General features: G+C 40.7%; 15 protein-coding genes. 14 read left to right on the forward strand and 1 reads right to left on the reverse strand.

Annotated features, from left to right (window positions below; genetic code table 11):
• The first annotated feature begins 1 nt into the window (after position 1).
• The 13 genes from rfbA (at position 2) to ugd (ending at position 13,371) form a co-directional block, all read left to right on the forward strand.
• The gene (gene rfbA, locus M2422_RS00375; protein ID WP_064672796.1) at positions 2-871 is read left to right on the forward strand and encodes a glucose-1-phosphate thymidylyltransferase RfbA; all 870 of its coding nucleotides are present in this window, start codon (positions 2-4) and stop codon (positions 869-871) included.
• Positions 868-1,263 (forward strand): FdtA/QdtA family cupin domain-containing protein, encoded by a 396-nt coding sequence (locus tag M2422_RS00380; RefSeq protein WP_064672795.1) that lies wholly within the window; start codon positions 868-870, stop codon positions 1,261-1,263. Before rfbA ends, M2422_RS00380 begins: the two co-directional genes overlap by 4 nt.
• Entirely contained in the window at positions 1,264-1,719 is a 456-nt protein-coding gene (locus tag M2422_RS00385; RefSeq protein ID WP_064672794.1) for an acyltransferase, read from the forward strand.
• 2 nt (positions 1,720-1,721) lie between these two features.
• Entirely contained in the window at positions 1,722-2,825 is a 1,104-nt protein-coding gene (locus M2422_RS00390; RefSeq protein ID WP_064672793.1) for a DegT/DnrJ/EryC1/StrS aminotransferase family protein, read from the forward strand.
• Positions 2,813-4,078 carry an O-antigen translocase gene (locus tag M2422_RS00395; RefSeq protein WP_064672792.1) on the forward strand — a complete coding sequence of 422 codons (1,266 nt, stop codon included), beginning with the start codon at positions 2,813-2,815 and terminating at the stop codon, positions 4,076-4,078. The genes M2422_RS00390 and M2422_RS00395 overlap by 13 nt, the downstream gene beginning before the upstream one ends.
• Positions 4,079-4,103: 25 nt before the next feature.
• Positions 4,104-5,069 carry a glycosyltransferase gene (locus M2422_RS00400; protein ID WP_166670504.1) on the forward strand — a complete coding sequence of 322 codons (966 nt, stop codon included), beginning with the start codon at positions 4,104-4,106 and terminating at the stop codon, positions 5,067-5,069.
• Between the two features lies 1 nt (position 5,070).
• Positions 5,071-5,958, forward strand: a complete 888-nt coding sequence (locus tag M2422_RS00405; protein WP_064672790.1) for a glycosyltransferase family 2 protein — start codon at positions 5,071-5,073, stop codon at positions 5,956-5,958.
• A complete protein-coding gene (locus M2422_RS00410) occupies positions 5,958-7,118 on the forward strand; it encodes an EpsG family protein (protein WP_064672789.1) in 1,161 nt (386 codons plus the stop codon). The genes M2422_RS00405 and M2422_RS00410 overlap by 1 nt, the downstream gene beginning before the upstream one ends.
• The gene (locus M2422_RS00415) at positions 7,105-8,211 is read left to right on the forward strand and encodes a glycosyltransferase (RefSeq protein ID WP_064672788.1); all 1,107 of its coding nucleotides are present in this window, start codon (positions 7,105-7,107) and stop codon (positions 8,209-8,211) included. The genes M2422_RS00410 and M2422_RS00415 overlap by 14 nt, the downstream gene beginning before the upstream one ends.
• Positions 8,208-9,335 (forward strand): glycosyltransferase family 4 protein, encoded by a 1,128-nt coding sequence (locus tag M2422_RS00420; protein ID WP_064672787.1) that lies wholly within the window; start codon positions 8,208-8,210, stop codon positions 9,333-9,335. Before M2422_RS00415 ends, M2422_RS00420 begins: the two co-directional genes overlap by 4 nt.
• A 95-nt stretch (positions 9,336-9,430) precedes the next feature.
• Positions 9,431-10,450: a UDP-glucose 4-epimerase GalE gene (gene galE / locus M2422_RS00425; protein ID WP_064672786.1), complete on the forward strand. Its 1,020-nt coding sequence runs from the start codon at positions 9,431-9,433 to the stop codon at positions 10,448-10,450.
• Between the two features lie 121 nt (positions 10,451-10,571).
• A complete protein-coding gene (gene gndA, locus M2422_RS00430) occupies positions 10,572-11,978 on the forward strand; it encodes an NADP-dependent phosphogluconate dehydrogenase (RefSeq protein WP_028013772.1) in 1,407 nt (468 codons plus the stop codon).
• A 226-nt stretch (positions 11,979-12,204) separates the two neighbouring features.
• A complete protein-coding gene (ugd, locus tag M2422_RS00435) occupies positions 12,205-13,371 on the forward strand; it encodes a UDP-glucose 6-dehydrogenase (protein WP_033145958.1) in 1,167 nt (388 codons plus the stop codon).
• A 52-nt stretch (positions 13,372-13,423) separates the two neighbouring features.
• Here the strand turns inward: ugd and M2422_RS00440 are convergent, their stop codons facing one another.
• Positions 13,424-14,428, reverse strand: a complete 1,005-nt coding sequence (locus M2422_RS00440) for an NAD-dependent epimerase (protein WP_064672784.1) — start codon at positions 14,426-14,428, stop codon at positions 13,424-13,426.
• 191 nt (positions 14,429-14,619) lie between these two features.
• Between M2422_RS00440 and wzzB the strand changes: the two genes are divergently transcribed.
• Positions 14,620-15,600 carry an LPS O-antigen chain length determinant protein WzzB gene (gene wzzB / locus M2422_RS00445; RefSeq protein ID WP_064672783.1) on the forward strand — a complete coding sequence of 327 codons (981 nt, stop codon included), beginning with the start codon at positions 14,620-14,622 and terminating at the stop codon, positions 15,598-15,600.
• Positions 15,601-15,602: the final 2 nt, after the last annotated feature.

Below are 15,602 nucleotides of genomic sequence, written 5' to 3' on the forward strand. Positions count from 1 at the left end.
TATGAAAGGTATCATTCTTGCAGGTGGATCAGGTACTCGACTTTATCCTATAACGATGGGCATATCTAAGCAGTTACTCCCTGTTTACGACAAGCCAATGATTTATTATCCACTATCAGTGCTTATGCTAGCTGGTATCAAGGATATTTTAATTATTACTACCCCTGAAGATCAGCAAGGATTTGTCAGACTGTTAGGCGATGGCAGTCAATTTGGTGTTAATCTATCCTTTACTGTACAGCCTTCGCCGGATGGGTTAGCGCAAGCATTTATAATTGGCGAGAAGTTTATTGGTAAAGACCCGGTATGCCTTGTTCTGGGGGATAACATCTTCTTTGGCCAGGGCTTTACACCAAAATTAAGAAGCGCAGCAGAGCGTAACTCGGGGGCGACAGTTTTTGGTTATCAAGTTATGGACCCCGAACGTTTTGGCGTTGTTGAATTTGACAGCAATTTCAAAGCACTAAGTATTGAAGAAAAACCCTCACATCCGAAATCAAACTGGGCAGTTACCGGGTTATATTTCTATGATAATAATGTTGTAGACATTGCTAAAACAATCAAACCATCCGCGCGAGGTGAGATTGAAATCACCTCAGTAAATGAAGTCTATCTCAATAATAACTTATTAACCGTTGAGTTATTGGGACGTGGTTTTGCATGGCTTGATACCGGAACACACGATAGCTTGATTGAAGCGGGCAGTTTTGTCGAAACGGTTCAAAAGCGCCAGGGGATGATGGTTGCCTGTCCAGAAGAGATCGCATGGCGTAATGGTTGGTTAAGTGATGATGAACTTTTAGCGCTAGGAACAAAGCTAAGTAAAAATTCTTATGGGCAATATTTAATCAAATTAGCGAGCCGTATATGAAAGTCGAACTTATCCCTTTACAAATTCATGGTGATGAACGGGGTTCATTAGTATCGTTAGAAAGGAATTCTAATATACCCTTTGATATCAGACGCGTATATTACATTTTCGACACTGAAAATGGGGTTACGCGTGGATATCATGCGCATAAAAAACTCATGCAAATGGCCATCGTTCTGAAAGGATCCTGCGATTTTATTTTAGATGACGGAAATGAAAGAATTTCTATCACTTTAAATAATCCTGCTCAAGGTTTACTGATTAACTCGTTCATTTGGCGAGAAATGAAAAACTTCACTCCCGATTGTGTACTGATGATATTAGCAGACAATGAATATGATGAGTCTGATTATATCAGGGATTATGATCAGTTCCGGTCGATGGCAAAATAAATGTTCATACATAAATTAAGCGATGTGCAGTCCGCTAATATTGGTGAGAATACGCGAGTATGGCAATTCTCGGTAATTTTAAAAGATGCAGTCATTGGTAATGATTGTAATATTTGTGCTCATACCTTGATCGAAAATGATGTCATAATAGGCGATCGAGTGACCATCAAATCTGGTGTGTATATTTGGGATGGTATAACAATTGAGGACGATGTATTTATTGGCCCCTGTGTTGCATTTACAAATGATAAAAAGCCGCGTTCAAAAGTTTACCCCGAAAAATTTTCGAGTATCCTGGTAAAAAAAGGGGCTTCTATTGGTGCTAATGCCACTATTCTTCCGGGAATCGTGATAGGTGAAGGTGCGATGGTTGGCGCAGGGGCTGTAGTAACGAAGGATGTACCGGCAAATACGACAGTTGTTGGCAATCCTGCAAGAATATTATTGGAGAAGTAATAATGGTTGACTTTCTGAACTTAAAAAAAATCAATAATCGATATGAAAGCGAACTTAAAGAGGCATGTTCACGGGTTATTGACTCCGGCTGGTATATAATGGGTGCGGAACTTGTCAATTTTGAAAAAGAATATGCAAAATGGTGTGGTGTAAAACACGCTATTGGCGTTGCTAATGGTTTAGATGCGCTGATTTTAGTACTTCGTGCCTGGAAAGAGTTGGGAAAACTGAATGATGGTGATGAGGTTATAGTTCCTGCTAATACATATATTGCCTCTATCTTAGCCATCACCCAAAACCAACTGACACCGATTCTTGTAGAACCCGATCCTTCAACATTTAATCTGAGTGTGGAAGGGGTTAGAAAAGCGATTACTGGTAAAACAAAAGCGATTTTACCTGTGCATTTATATGGAAGAATCTCGCCAATGAAAGGGATTATGGAGATTGCTTTTGAATATGATTTACTCGTGCTTGAAGACTGTGCTCAGTCTCATGGTGCGATAATTGACGGGCAAAAATGTGGCTCCTGGGGGCATGCAGCAGGTTTCAGTTTCTATCCGGGAAAAAATCTGGGCGCGCTCGGTGATGCAGGTGCGATAACAACTAACGATGATAACTTAGCGCAGGTTCTTGTTGCACTACGTAATTATGGTTCGCATGTAAAATATCAGAATAAATATAAAGGTATTAATAGCCGATTAGATGAAATCCAGGCTGCAATGCTTTCGGTTAAATTAAAATATCTGGATGATGATATTTCACGCCGTAGATATATTGCTGAAAAATATTTAACATCTATTAACCATCCTGATGTCATTCTTCCAGCTCTTGATGCTCAGCAAGAGCACGTCTGGCATTTGTTTGTCATTAAAACAAATCACAGAGACTCGTTGAAGAAATATTTGGATAGTAATAATGTTCAAACCCTTGTTCATTATCCTCTGCCGCCACATCACCAGATTGCATATGAGGAACTGAAACATTTGGATTTACCTGTTTCAGAATCACTTCATAACAGCGTATTATCTTTGCCGATGGATCCGACAATGACAGAGGCAGATATTGAGTATGTGATTAAAACAATAAATGGATGGTTGCTTTGAGTTTTGCAAAAGTAACGATACTAAGTGGTGTAATTACCTGTTTTAGGCTTGCATGTGGTCTAATAATATCAAAAGTTGTTGCTATTTATACAGGCCCGGCAGGTATTTCGAATCTGGGACAGTTACAGAACTTTGTAACCTTTATTAATGGGTTTATCTCATCCCAGGTTTCACAGGGTGTTAATCGCTATTCGGCTGAGCATAAGGACAATTATGAAAATGCTAAGCCCTACTGGCGGGCTGCAATAAAGCTTTCAACGATAGCCTGTTGTTTTATAATGTGCCTGGGGATTCTTTCCTCAGGTCATTTGGCTGAGTATCTTTTCCATAATAAAGAGTTTTACTGGCTTATAATTTTAGCATTGATGGTATTACCGCTAAATATTATAAATAGTATTTTTTTAGGTGTATTGAATGGGCTAGGTGATCACAATAAATTTTTCCTGGCAAATATTTTTTCCATTGCTTCATCCGTTATATCCATGACCGGCCTTGTCTATTTTTTGGGGCTTAAAGGTGCACTTATTTCAGCCGCTTTAAATAATGCAGTTGCCGGCTTTTGGTTAATAGTTTTTATATTTAAAAAACCATGGTTTAAATTCAAGTATTGGTATGGTACGACCCCTCGAGAGCAAGTTAATGAGATGGGTAAGTACTTTGCAATGGGCATAATTGGTGCCTTAACAGGTCCGATTTCCCTGATTGTTGTCAGAACTCTGTTGACAAATAATTTTTCGTTAGAATATTCAGGGTATTGGCAGGCCGTTAGTAAAATATCAGAAGCCTATCTTGCGGTGTTAACCACTGCTATGACGGTTTATTATTTTCCTAAAACGGCTGCAGCGAAAACACTCTCTGACCATTTAAGCATATTGAAAACAGGTGCACGACTTGTTGTACCTCTTTCTCTTGTGATGGCGTTAGGTATTTTCTATTTAAAAGACTTTATTATAAGTTTTTTATTCACAAAGGATTTTCAACGTGCTGGCGTTCTTTTTTTGTATCAGAATATAGGCGATTTTTTCAGGATTTGTAGTTGGCTCTTCGCAACTATTCTACTGGCGAAAGGATACTTTGTGATAAATGCGACGTTAGAAGTATCATTCGCCCTTCTGTATCCTTTATTAGTTAAATTGCTTATCTCCATTTATGGGTTTGAAGGGGTAACCCTGGCATATTGTTCAACGTATTTTATTTATCTCATTGCTACTGCAATAATTTATTTGTGGCATATAAAATATAAAGTGAGTTAATGGAATGAGGATTACACCCGAAGACTTGAGCGTTATTATTCCGGCATACAATGAAGAAGCAAATATTCTAACTATTCTGAAAACCCTTGATAAGCAGTCTTTGGAGGGGTTTAGCGTCATTGTCGTTGACGATGGTTCACTGGACAATACAGCTGCTCTCGTAGAAATGTATGAACCGAAGCAGTTTAGCCTTCAATTACTCAAGCAAGACAATAAGGGTGCCGCACAGGCTAGGGAAACTGCTATTCGCTATTCCAAATCGAAATATATTGCAGTAATCGATAGTGATGACAGCTTAGCTGAGGATTCTCTGGAAAAAGCATTTAAACCTTTAGTCTCTGAACCCTCCCATGATATTTCCTTATTTAATTTGAATTATGTTGACTCTATAGATAAAAACGTCACAACTAAGTTTATTTGTTATACTCCTAACAAAAAATTGAAAGGCTCGGAAGTTTTTTCAAATTGTATTAGGTCATGGGGAGTGCATGCGTTTGGTATTTATAATAGAAATATAATTTTAACAGCATACGAATCATATAATACTTTGAATAAAGAGTGCGTTAATTACCTTAATAATGATGAGGTGATTTCACGCATCTCTTTTGATTTAGCTAATACTATCTTTTTATCCGATGGTGATTATTTTTTTGTAAACAATACTAACTCAACAACGCGCAGAATCAACCATAATTATTATAAAGTAATGCATAATGCTTTCTTTCTATTAAATTATATTGAACATAAAACTAATTCGCAAAACAAAAGTATACTAATTAACGATGCGTATGCTTTAATTATCAGTACTATATGGGGCGTGTCGGTTAGATATTTTAAGTGGTATAAGTCGCTTACATCGAGTAAGAGAGCAGAATGGCACTCAATGATAAGCCATTCAGTAAAATCTGTTATTCGCGATCTGAAAGTTAGAAATATGGTCGTCACGAAAAAAAACAAATTACAATTAATTTTATTAGGTATTATATTTTAATATGGATGCTATTTTAGTTACGATAATCGTTGCAAGTTATAATGCAGAAAAATATATTGTTGAAACCTTGGATTCCTGCATTAATCAAACTTACAAATCAATTCAGATAATTATAGCAGATGACAACTCAAAGGATAACAGCGTCCAGATTATTGAAAATTGGCTCAATGAAAAAAGAATATCACACCCTCATATTGAGTGCCTGTTGATCAAAAATGAGACCAATAAAGGTACAACGGCTAACTTTAACAGCGCGATTAAACACGTTAAAGGGCAGTGGATTAAATGTATAGGATCAGATGATATTTTGATTGCTACCTCTATCAGTGAATTTATTGAAAGAGTACAACGGGTACCTTCTAATGAAAATTATGGTGCATTCTTTACTTATTTTGAAACCTTTGGAACAGATGTCACTACACCAGATAAGTACCCGCTACCTTGGACAAGAGATGTTTGTAAGATGGCACCTTCTAACATCAAAAAAAATCTAGCAAACATCCACTTTAATAATTTGGCACCTGGTGCATTTATAAATCATAAATACCTGATCACGTTTGATGAGCGGTATCGATTACTTGAGGATTTACCTTTTTGGTTAAAACTTATAAATAATGATATACAGACAGGTTTCTTTGATTTTACAAGCGTTAAGTATCGGGTGCATGATGCGCAAGCCACATCCAGAAACTCAACTATAAATGTTCATCTTTATAATGATTTACTGTTAGTAAATGAGACCAGGTTAAAAGATAAACATTATATTGGCTATTTGCATAATAAATTAAATTTATACATTTCCTTTAATAATGTGCGTGCTTTCAAATATATCAAAGCAATGAACCCTGTTCAGGTTATAATAACTCTTTATGAAAAGGTTCGTAGATAATGTTTATACTAATGAACGTTATCCCTTTGTTAATTCTTTCGCTAATATGGGGAAGGTTTAATACAGGCTCTAAAAACATTCTTAGAATGATTATTTGGATTGTTTTAGTTTTCTCTTTTACAACTTTTTATATTAATGGCGTAGACTGGAGTATTTATTATACGCGGTTCATAAATGATGAAGAACTGTATTTAGCATTTGAGCCAGGGTTTGTTATTTACCTTAAAACCTTGCTGTTTATTGCAAACAATAACTTTGGGTATGCAATAATGCTATTTTACGCTCTGGCGTTTGCATTGCTAGGATATAATTTAAAAAAAATTAAAATAAATGAACCTCTTTTTATTGCCGCTTTGTTGATTGTTTTTGGGTATACATTAATATTAGAACAACTACGCCAATTTATTGCCTGCATCATAGTCTTTGCGGCAATAATAAACTATTCACTTAATAAATCATTGTTGCGGCTAATTGTAGGTGTAATCATCGCTGCTACAATGCATGTCTCAGCATTGATAATTATACCAGCGATTTTTTTATGCAAATTAAAGAGTAGAAAACTATTCATTTCGGTAACAGTTGCATCTATCTCTTTATTTGCCTTCTTGCTTATCTTTGGTGTGAAAATAATAATTTTACTTGCTCAAGTGAATTTCGCATTTAGAAAGATACTTTTTTATATTGAGCAGAATCCTATCTCGATACAGTTTGGATGGTTAAATCTACTAGTTCTGCTCTTCGTTGTTTTTTATGTTTCCTATTCTTATCAGATTGAGAAGAATGAAAGCTTGAGATTATTAAATCGATTTATTTTTGTTGGCGCTGTTATTTATCTTTATAGCGGGGCGATAACGTTCTTAACCAGGGTTACCTTCTATTTTATCTTTGTGGCAATTTTTATCTTTTCACTGTGTGCAAGAGAAAATTATAGACGGATTTTTGAGGTTAAAAGCTATAACACGCTGTTCCTTAATTTATATTTCTTTGTCTTTTTAACGTTTTGCTTCTTGTCATATTTCCGTAACCCTTCCGCTCCAGTATCTTTTGGCAATATGAATTATCATATCGCGACATTATTTGATGAAAGAGAAATAGGAAGAATAGCCAACGGTGTTCTGGGCGATGCGCTTAATGGAGAATCAAATAATGTGCAAAAATAAACTGCTATTCGTTATCACTGGACTGGGTCTTGGTGGTGCGGAACGGCAATTGTGCATCCTGGCTGATAAGTTTTATCAACGTGGGTATGATGTCATGATTGTCTCCTTAAATGGAGAGACAGTCGTACGCCCCGAAGAAAAAAACATCAAAATCCTTAATTTGAATTTAAAGAAGAGCCCGCTCTCGTTTTTTAAAGTGATATTCCACTGTCGAAAAATACTCAAAGAATATCAGCCTTCTGTTGTTCATAGCCATATGTTTCATGCAAATCTCTTAATGAGATTAGTCGGTTTTTTATTTAAAAAGAGTTATAAACTTGTTTGTACCGCTCACAGTAAAAATGAAGGCGGCGCATTACGAATGTTCATTTATCGTCTTACTGATAAATTTGCAGATGTAAATACTAATGTGAGTAGAGAGGCTCTGGATGAATTTATTCGTAATAAGGCTTTTTCAAAATCGAAGTCCGAGGTAGTATACAACGGTATTGACGTAGATAAATTTGATTATAACGCCGAGAGCAGGACATCTATCAGACATCAGCTAAATATTGATGACAAAGAAAAAGTCATTCTTGCAGTTGGACGACTAACCCCAGCAAAAGATTACCCTAATCTCATTAACGCTTTTAATATACTGCCGGATGATTTTAGGTTAATTATCATCGGCGAGGGGGAGTTGCGTAATGATATTGAGCGACATATTAATCGTTTAAACTTAACATCGCGAGTAACCTTGCTTGGTAGCATTGATTCAGTCAATGATTATTATTCTGCATGTGATTTATTTGTACTGTCATCTGAATGGGAAGGATTCGGATTAGTTGTTGCAGAAGCGATGGCCTGTAAATGCATTGCTGTATGTACAGATGCTGGCGGAGTGAAAGAGGTGATAGGTAATCCTCAGTACGTTGTACCTGTTTCAAATTTCCAGGCTTTGTCTGATAAAATAATTGAGATATGTGAATTAAATACTGAGCAAAAAAAGATTATTAGAAATCAAAACCGTAACCATATTGTAAAGAATTTTTCCATTACATCTGTGGTGGATCGTTGGTTAAGTATTTACAAAACACAACAGGTTGATAAATGAAAATTTTGCTCATAGGGAATCAATCTAGCACCATTATTCTTTTTAGAAAAAAATTGATTGAACAACTTGTGACCAGAGGAATTAAGGTTCACGTCCTTGTTATGGATAATGACAGAGGAAATTTTCAAACGATATCAATGTTTGGTGCTATGCCTGAGCAATATGATTTTTCACGGTCAGGAATGAATCCACTTTCAGATCTAATTAACACGGTTGCATTGTCAAAAAAGATCCGACATATTAATCCTGATGTTGTTTTTTGTTTTTTTCCAAAGCCGGTAATTTTTGGCACTCTGGCAGCAAAACTTGCTGGTGTCAAAAATATCTATAATCTTCTTGAAGGGTTAGGCTTCTGCTATACCGCTCATTTCAAAAAGGATTCGTTTAAAAAGAGGTTGCTAAAGGCAATACAGACTTTTTTATATAAGTTAACTTTGCCCCGAGCTAAAAAAGTGCTTTTCCTAAATCACGACGATTATCAAGACTTAGTAGTACAAAATAATATCGAAATTTCTGATTTTGAGGTAATTGGCGGCATTGGTGTCGATCTTAATGATTATTCTTATAATAAACCAAAAACGGATACTATACATTTTGGAATGGTATCCCGCTTATTGGTTGAAAAAGGCGTCAGAGAGTTTGTTCAGGCCGCAAAAATCGTTAAATCTAAATTTCCTCAAGTGAGATTTAGTATCGCTGGCGCTATAGATGACAATCCAGGTGGTATTACTCGAGACCAACTTAACAGTTGGGAAAACGAAGGTCATGTTGAGTTTTTAGGCCAGATATCAGATGTAAAAAGCTATCTCAATGATCTAAGTGTTTTTGTGTTACCTTCTTATCGTGAAGGCATTCCACGTAGTACTCAAGAGGCCATGTCTATTGGCCGTGCGATTATTACTACTGACGTTCCCGGCTGTCGTGAAACGATCGTCCACGGTATAAATGGGTTGATGGTTCCACCTTGGGACGTTGAAGCACTTGCAAGTGCAATGACTTCTGTCATTAATAATTCAGATCAGATAGTATCAATGGGTATAGAAAGTCGCCGCATTGCGGAAGCGAAATTTGATGATAAAGCTGCTACAGAGAAATTAATTAATATCTTAATTGCGCATGATTAAATCTTGTAATATATTAATCTGGCACTAAATAAGCTCTGCATTATTGCTGTTCTTATACTAATGATTATTAACTGATAATTAAGGTCAGAAATTATATGGCTATTCTTGTTACAGGCGGAGTTGGTTACATAGGTTCTCATACTGTGTTAACACTGCTTGAAAATAGTGAAAAAGTTATAATACTGGATAACTTATCAAACTCTTCTTTAGAATCATTGAACAGAATAAAATCTATCACAGGCATTGAACCTGTTTTTTATCAGGGTGATATTTTAGATAGTACACTTTTGCAAAAAATATTTTCTAAGCATAGCATAACTGATGTCATTCACTTTGCTGGTCTTAAGTCAGTTGGCGAATCTGTATCACAGCCCCTTAAATATTATGAGGTAAATATTTTAGGAAGTCTGTGCTTATTGGGTGAAATGCTCAAGGCAGGAGTTAAAAATTTCATTTTTAGTTCGTCCGCTACGGTTTACGGTGAACCAGAAACCATTCCATTAACAGAATCTTGTCGGACCGGAGGAACAACGAATCCTTACGGCACATCAAAATTGATGGTCGAAAAAATTCTTATCGATTTAGCAATTGCCCATCCGTCATTTAATATCACTATTCTGAGATATTTCAATCCTGTTGGCGCGCATCCATCAGGTCTTATTGGTGAAGATCCTAACGGTATTCCTAACAATCTTATGCCTTATATCTGCCAGGTCGCCATTGGTAAACGCGAACGGCTTTCGATTTATGGTAATGATTATCAGACGAAAGATGGTACCGGTGTTCGTGACTTTATTCACGTTATGGATCTTGCCGAAGGTCATGTGGCTGCATTAAAACGCCGAAACGATGCATCTAATCTCAATATTTATAATCTCGGAACAGGAAAAGGTTATTCTGTGCTCGAACTTTTGGATGCGTTCAAACGAGTGACAACACTTTCAGTACCCTATGTGTTTGCCTCAAGACGTCAGGGCGATATTGCTGAATGTTGGTCAGATCCTTCTAAAGCACGTGATGAGCTCGGCTGGACGGCTCAACGGGATCTCGAGGATATGGTCCGGGATGCATGGAACTGGCAGCAAAAGAACCCTAACGGCTTCAAAAATAATTGATAGTAAAAGAGCATCTTACGCCACCAGTAAATATTATTGGATTTCTGCATCCTGAGTTAACATAAGTCCAACATTGAACTGCGTGATGATTCGCAGCTACCACACCTGACAGGAGTATGTAATGTCCAAACAACAGATCGGCGTCGTCGGTATGGCAGTGATGGGGCGCAACCTGGCGCTCAACATCGAAAGCCGTGGTTATACCGTCTCCGTTTTCAACCGCTCCCGTGATAAGACCGAAGAAGTGATTGCCGAGAACCCAGGCAAGAAACTGGTTCCTTTCTATACGGTGAAAGAGTTCGTTGAATCTCTGGAAACGCCTCGTCGTATCCTGTTAATGGTGAAAGCAGGCGCAGGTACCGATGCAGCTATCGACTCCCTGAAGCCTTACCTTGAAAAAGGTGACATCATCATTGATGGCGGTAACACCTTCTTCCAGGACACCATTCGTCGTAACCGTGAGCTGTCTGCTGAAGGCTTCAATTTCATCGGTACCGGTGTATCTGGTGGTGAAGAGGGCGCACTGAAGGGCCCATCCATCATGCCTGGTGGACAGAAAGAAGCATACGAACTGGTTGCGCCTATTCTGACTAAAATCGCTGCCGTTGCCGAAGATGGCGAGCCGTGTGTGACTTATATCGGTCCGGACGGTGCTGGTCACTATGTCAAAATGGTGCACAACGGCATCGAATACGGCGACATGCAGCTGATTGCTGAGGCTTATTCCCTGCTGAAAGGCGGTCTGAACCTTTCCAATGAAGAACTCGCGGAAACTTTCACCGAGTGGAACAAAGGCGAGCTGAACAGCTATCTGATCGACATCACCAAAGATATCTTCACGAAGAAAGATGAAGAGGGTAAATACCTGGTTGATGTGATTCTGGATGAAGCTGCGAACAAAGGTACCGGTAAATGGACCAGCCAGAGCTCTCTGGATCTGGGCGAACCGCTGTCTCTGATCACCGAATCCGTCTTCGCGCGTTACATCTCTTCCCTGAAAGAGCAGCGCGTCGCGGCATCTAAAGTGCTGTCTGGTCCGCAGGCTAAACCAGCGGGTGATAAAGCCGAATTCGTTGAAAAAGTGCGTCGTGCACTGTACCTGGGTAAAATCGTTTCTTACGCCCAGGGCTTCTCTCAGCTGCGTGCGGCGTCAGACGAGAACAACTGGGATCTGAACTACGGTGAGATCGCGAAGATCTTCCGCGCGGGTTGCATCATTCGTGCGCAGTTCCTGCAGAAAATCACCGATGCCTATGCTGAAAACGCCGGTATCGCCAACCTGCTGCTGGCACCGTACTTCAAGAAAATTGCGGATGAATATCAGCAGGCGCTGCGTGACGTGGTTGCCTACGCTGTCCAGAACGGTATCCCGGTTCCGACCTTCTCTGCTGCAGTAGCCTACTATGACAGCTACCGTGCTGCTGTGCTGCCAGCTAACCTGATTCAGGCACAGCGTGACTACTTCGGTGCGCATACTTACAAACGTACCGATAAAGAAGGCGTGTTCCATACCGAATGGATGGAATAAGTTAACTCACTCGCTGTAATCAAAACCCGGAGCTTGTCTCCGGGTTTTTTTATGCAAAAAGTGTCGCCTGTTATTCGAAGTAGTCTGAATCTCGCCCCGCTCGTAGTGATTACTCCTGGTTTGCCTTGACAGTTCAGTTTGCCAGGAGGTACAAAGCCCAACAGTTATGTTTATCGCGATGGTCTGGCGGCCATCAGTACAGTTAACTCACAGAAGTCATTAGCGAATGAAAATAACAATCTCCGGAACAGGGTATGTCGGTCTTTCTAACGGCATTCTGATTGCCCAGAATCATGAAGTGGTTGCGCTGGATATCGTGCAGGCCAAAGTGGATATGCTCAATCAGAAAAAATCGCCGATTGTGGATAAAGAAATCCAGGACTATCTCAGCAATAAATCGCTGAATTTCCGCGCCACGACAGATAAAGAAGATGCATACCGCGATGCGGATTACGTCATCATTGCGACGCCTACTGACTACGATCCTAAAACTAATTACTTCAACACCTCAACTGTAGAAGCGGTGATTAAAGACGTTATCGCGATCAACCCTGACGCGGTGATGGTCATTAAATCGACCATTCCTGTCGGTTTTACCAAATCCATTAAAGAAAAGTTTGGTATTGATAATATCTTCTTCTCGCCGGAATTCCTGCGTGAGGGCAGAGCGCTTTACGATAACCTCCATCCTTCGCGAATCGTCATTGGCGAACGTTCTGAGCGTGCTGAACGTTTTGCTGCGCTGCTTCAGGAAGGCGCAGTGAAGAAAGATATTCAGGTGCTGTTCACCGACTCCACCGAAGCTGAGGCGATTAAGCTATTCGCGAATACCTACCTGGCAATGCGGGTAGCTTATTTCAATGAGCTGGACAGCTACGCAGAGAGTCTTGGCCTGAATACCCGCCAGATTATTGAAGGTGTGTGTCTCGACCCGCGTATTGGCAACCACTACAACAACCCGTCATTTGGCTACGGCGGCTATTGCCTGCCAAAAGATACTAAACAATTGCTGGCAAACTATCAGGCTGTGCCGAACAACCTCATTTCGGCGATTGTTGACGCTAACCGTACACGTAAAGATTTCATCTCCGATTCCATCCTTGCGCGTCAACCGAAAGTGGTCGGCGTATACCGTCTGATAATGAAGAGTGGCTCCGATAATTTCCGCGCCTCTTCCATTCAGGGGATCATGAAGCGCATTAAGGCGAAAGGGGTTGAGGTTGTAATCTATGAGCCTGCCATGCCGGACGATCAGTTCTTCAATTCCCGGGTGATCCGCGATCTGGATGCCTTTAAGAAAGAAGCCGATGTCATCATTTCAAACCGCATGGCGGAAGAGCTGGCTGACGTGGCGGATAAGGTTTACACCCGCGATCTGTTTGGTAGCGACTGATTCTCTGCGTTATTTTGTAAAAAACCCGGCTGAATTGCCGGGTTTTTTATTTTCAAACCTTGTAGAAATCGCGGTACCAGCCGACGAAGTTCTTCACCCCATCTTTAACCGAGGTTTGCGGTTTAAATCCGATCACCTCATAAAGCGCCTGGGTATCGGCACTGGTTTCCAGAACATCGCCTGGCTGAAGAGGCAGCATGTTTTTCTCTGCTTTTTTACCCAGCGCGTCTTCCAGGGCGGTAATGTAATCCATCAGTTCGACTGGCGAGCTGTTACCGATGTTGTAGACCCGGTAAGGCGCGGAACTGGTTGCCGGGGAGCCGGTCTCAACGGTCCAGTTTGTGTCTGACTGAGGAATAACATCCTGCAGACGAATAATTGCTTCAGCGATGTCATCAATGTACGTGAAGTCGCGCTTCATTTTACCGTAGTTATAGACATCGATGCTTTTGCCCTCAATGATCGCCTTAGTAAACTTAAATAGCGCCATGTCCGGACGTCCCCACGGACCGTATACGGTGAAGAAGCGCAGGCCGGTGGTCGGCAAGTTGTACAGATGCGAATAGGTGTGCGACATCAGCTCATTGGCTTTTTTGGTCGCGGCATAGAGTGAGACCGGGTGATCCACGGAATCGTCAGTGGAGAAGGGCATCTTGCGGTTGAGGCCGTATACGGAGCTGGACGAGGCATAAAGCAGATGCTGCACGTTATTATGGCGGCAGCCTTCCAGCACGTTGAGATGGCCGATAAGGTTGGCATCTGCATACGCGTGAGGGTTTTCAAGAGAGTAGCGTACACCCGCCTGCGCGGCCAGATGAATCACACGATCAAACTTCTCACTGGCGAAAAGCGTGGCCATACCTTCCCGGTCAGCTAATTCCAGCTTGTGGAAGGTGAAACTCTCAGATTTTAACAGTTCCAGGCGCGCCAGCTTCAGGTTGACATCGTAGTATTCATTGAGGTTATCGATACCAACAACCTGATGACCCGCCTCAAGGAGGCGTTTACTGACATTCGCACCGATAAAACCTGCAGCGCCCGTGACTAAAAATTTCATAGCTTCCCTCATAAACCCTATTCTATAGATGCCGTAACGCATCACATGGCGTCTATGATAGCGCGAAGGGTGTAAGTTACATAACCCATCTTTCCGATATTACTCATCGGATTCTTATAGAAAAATCGCCAGTAATGGATAAACTATACAAACAAAATTATGTTTGCCCTTTTTTATCAGTTAGGGATTGTATGACGCAAAATAACAATAGCCAGGTCAGCCGAGGCAATGACCCGGAGCAAATTGATTTACTTGATTTAATGCTGCAGCTGTGGCGTGGGAAGTGGGTGATAGCAGCCTTTGTTGTTGTTTGTATCGCCCTGGCAATTGGATATTTATCCGTTGCAAAAGAAAAGTGGACCTCTAGCGCAATTATTGCACAACCTGACGCAGCTCAGATTGCCAGCTATTCTAATGCGTTGAATATCCTGTATGGTACCGCCGCACCTACAATGAATGACAACCAAACGCGTGCTATCGGCCGTTTTAGCGCCTCATTCTCGGCGTTGTCGCAGGCGCTTGAAAACCAGGCTGTACCTGAAAAACTGACGATTGAGCCCAAGGTTAAAGACCAGCCATTCCCGTTAATTGTATCGTATACCAGTTCATCGGCAGAAGCCGCGCAAAAGCAGCTAGCGCAGTACATTCAGCAGGTTGATGAGCAAACGGCTAAAGAACTCGCCGCTGACCTTAATGACAATATTAAGGAGCAGATAAAGACCCTGAACGATTCTCTGAAAAACCAGGAGAAGGTCGCTCAGGAGCAAAAAGATCTGCGTATCAAACAGATTGCTGAGGCACTCAAGAACGCTGAAGCGGCGAAAATTACCTCGCCTCAGCTTCAGCAAACCCAGGAGGTGACTCAGGAAACATTGTTCCTTCTGGGAAGTGAGGGGCTGAAATCAATGATTGACAACGAAGCTTCTCTCCCGTTGGTCTTTCCCAGAGCTTATTACCAGACCAGGCGAAATCTGCTGGACATCCAGAATCTGAGCGTTAACCCAGACTCGATCCACGTTTACCGTTATGTCATGAAGCCGGAACTCCCTGTGCGTCGTGACAGCCCGAAAAAAGCAATTACTCTTATTCTTGCTGTACTGCTGGGCGGGTTGCTTGGTTCCGGTTTTGTGCTTGGCCGCAGCGCATTGCGCAACTACAAACCAAAAGTCTGATT

It is taken from the genome of Enterobacter sp. SLBN-59 (genome assembly GCF_024807915.1).
Lineage (GTDB): Bacteria > Pseudomonadota > Gammaproteobacteria > Enterobacterales > Enterobacteriaceae > Enterobacter > Enterobacter asburiae_B.

What these genes read in the sequence shown, in the direction of transcription:
- M2422_RS00380 (WP_064672795.1), top strand. Translation starts at nt 868, where the DNA reads ATGAAAGTCGAACTTATCCCTTTACAAATTCATGGTGATGAACGGGGT.
- gndA (WP_028013772.1), top strand. Translation starts at nt 10,572, where the DNA reads ATGTCCAAACAACAGATCGGCGTCGTCGGTATGGCAGTGATGGGGCGC.
- ugd (WP_033145958.1), top strand. Translation starts at nt 12,205, where the DNA reads ATGAAAATAACAATCTCCGGAACAGGGTATGTCGGTCTTTCTAACGGC.
- M2422_RS00395 (WP_064672792.1), top strand. Translation starts at nt 2,813, where the DNA reads ATGGTTGCTTTGAGTTTTGCAAAAGTAACGATACTAAGTGGTGTAATT.
- galE (WP_064672786.1), top strand. Translation starts at nt 9,431, where the DNA reads ATGGCTATTCTTGTTACAGGCGGAGTTGGTTACATAGGTTCTCATACT.
- rfbA (WP_064672796.1), top strand. Translation starts at nt 2, where the DNA reads ATGAAAGGTATCATTCTTGCAGGTGGATCAGGTACTCGACTTTATCCT.
- M2422_RS00440 (WP_064672784.1), bottom strand. Translation starts at nt 14,428, where the DNA reads ATGAAATTTTTAGTCACGGGCGCTGCAGGTTTTATCGGTGCGAATGTC.
- M2422_RS00385 (WP_064672794.1), top strand. Translation starts at nt 1,264, where the DNA reads ATGTTCATACATAAATTAAGCGATGTGCAGTCCGCTAATATTGGTGAG.
- M2422_RS00420 (WP_064672787.1), top strand. Translation starts at nt 8,208, where the DNA reads ATGAAAATTTTGCTCATAGGGAATCAATCTAGCACCATTATTCTTTTT.
- M2422_RS00405 (WP_064672790.1), top strand. Translation starts at nt 5,071, where the DNA reads ATGGATGCTATTTTAGTTACGATAATCGTTGCAAGTTATAATGCAGAA.
- M2422_RS00415 (WP_064672788.1), top strand. Translation starts at nt 7,105, where the DNA reads ATGTGCAAAAATAAACTGCTATTCGTTATCACTGGACTGGGTCTTGGT.
- M2422_RS00390 (WP_064672793.1), top strand. Translation starts at nt 1,722, where the DNA reads ATGGTTGACTTTCTGAACTTAAAAAAAATCAATAATCGATATGAAAGC.
- M2422_RS00410 (WP_064672789.1), top strand. Translation starts at nt 5,958, where the DNA reads ATGTTTATACTAATGAACGTTATCCCTTTGTTAATTCTTTCGCTAATA.
- wzzB (WP_064672783.1), top strand. Translation starts at nt 14,620, where the DNA reads ATGACGCAAAATAACAATAGCCAGGTCAGCCGAGGCAATGACCCGGAG.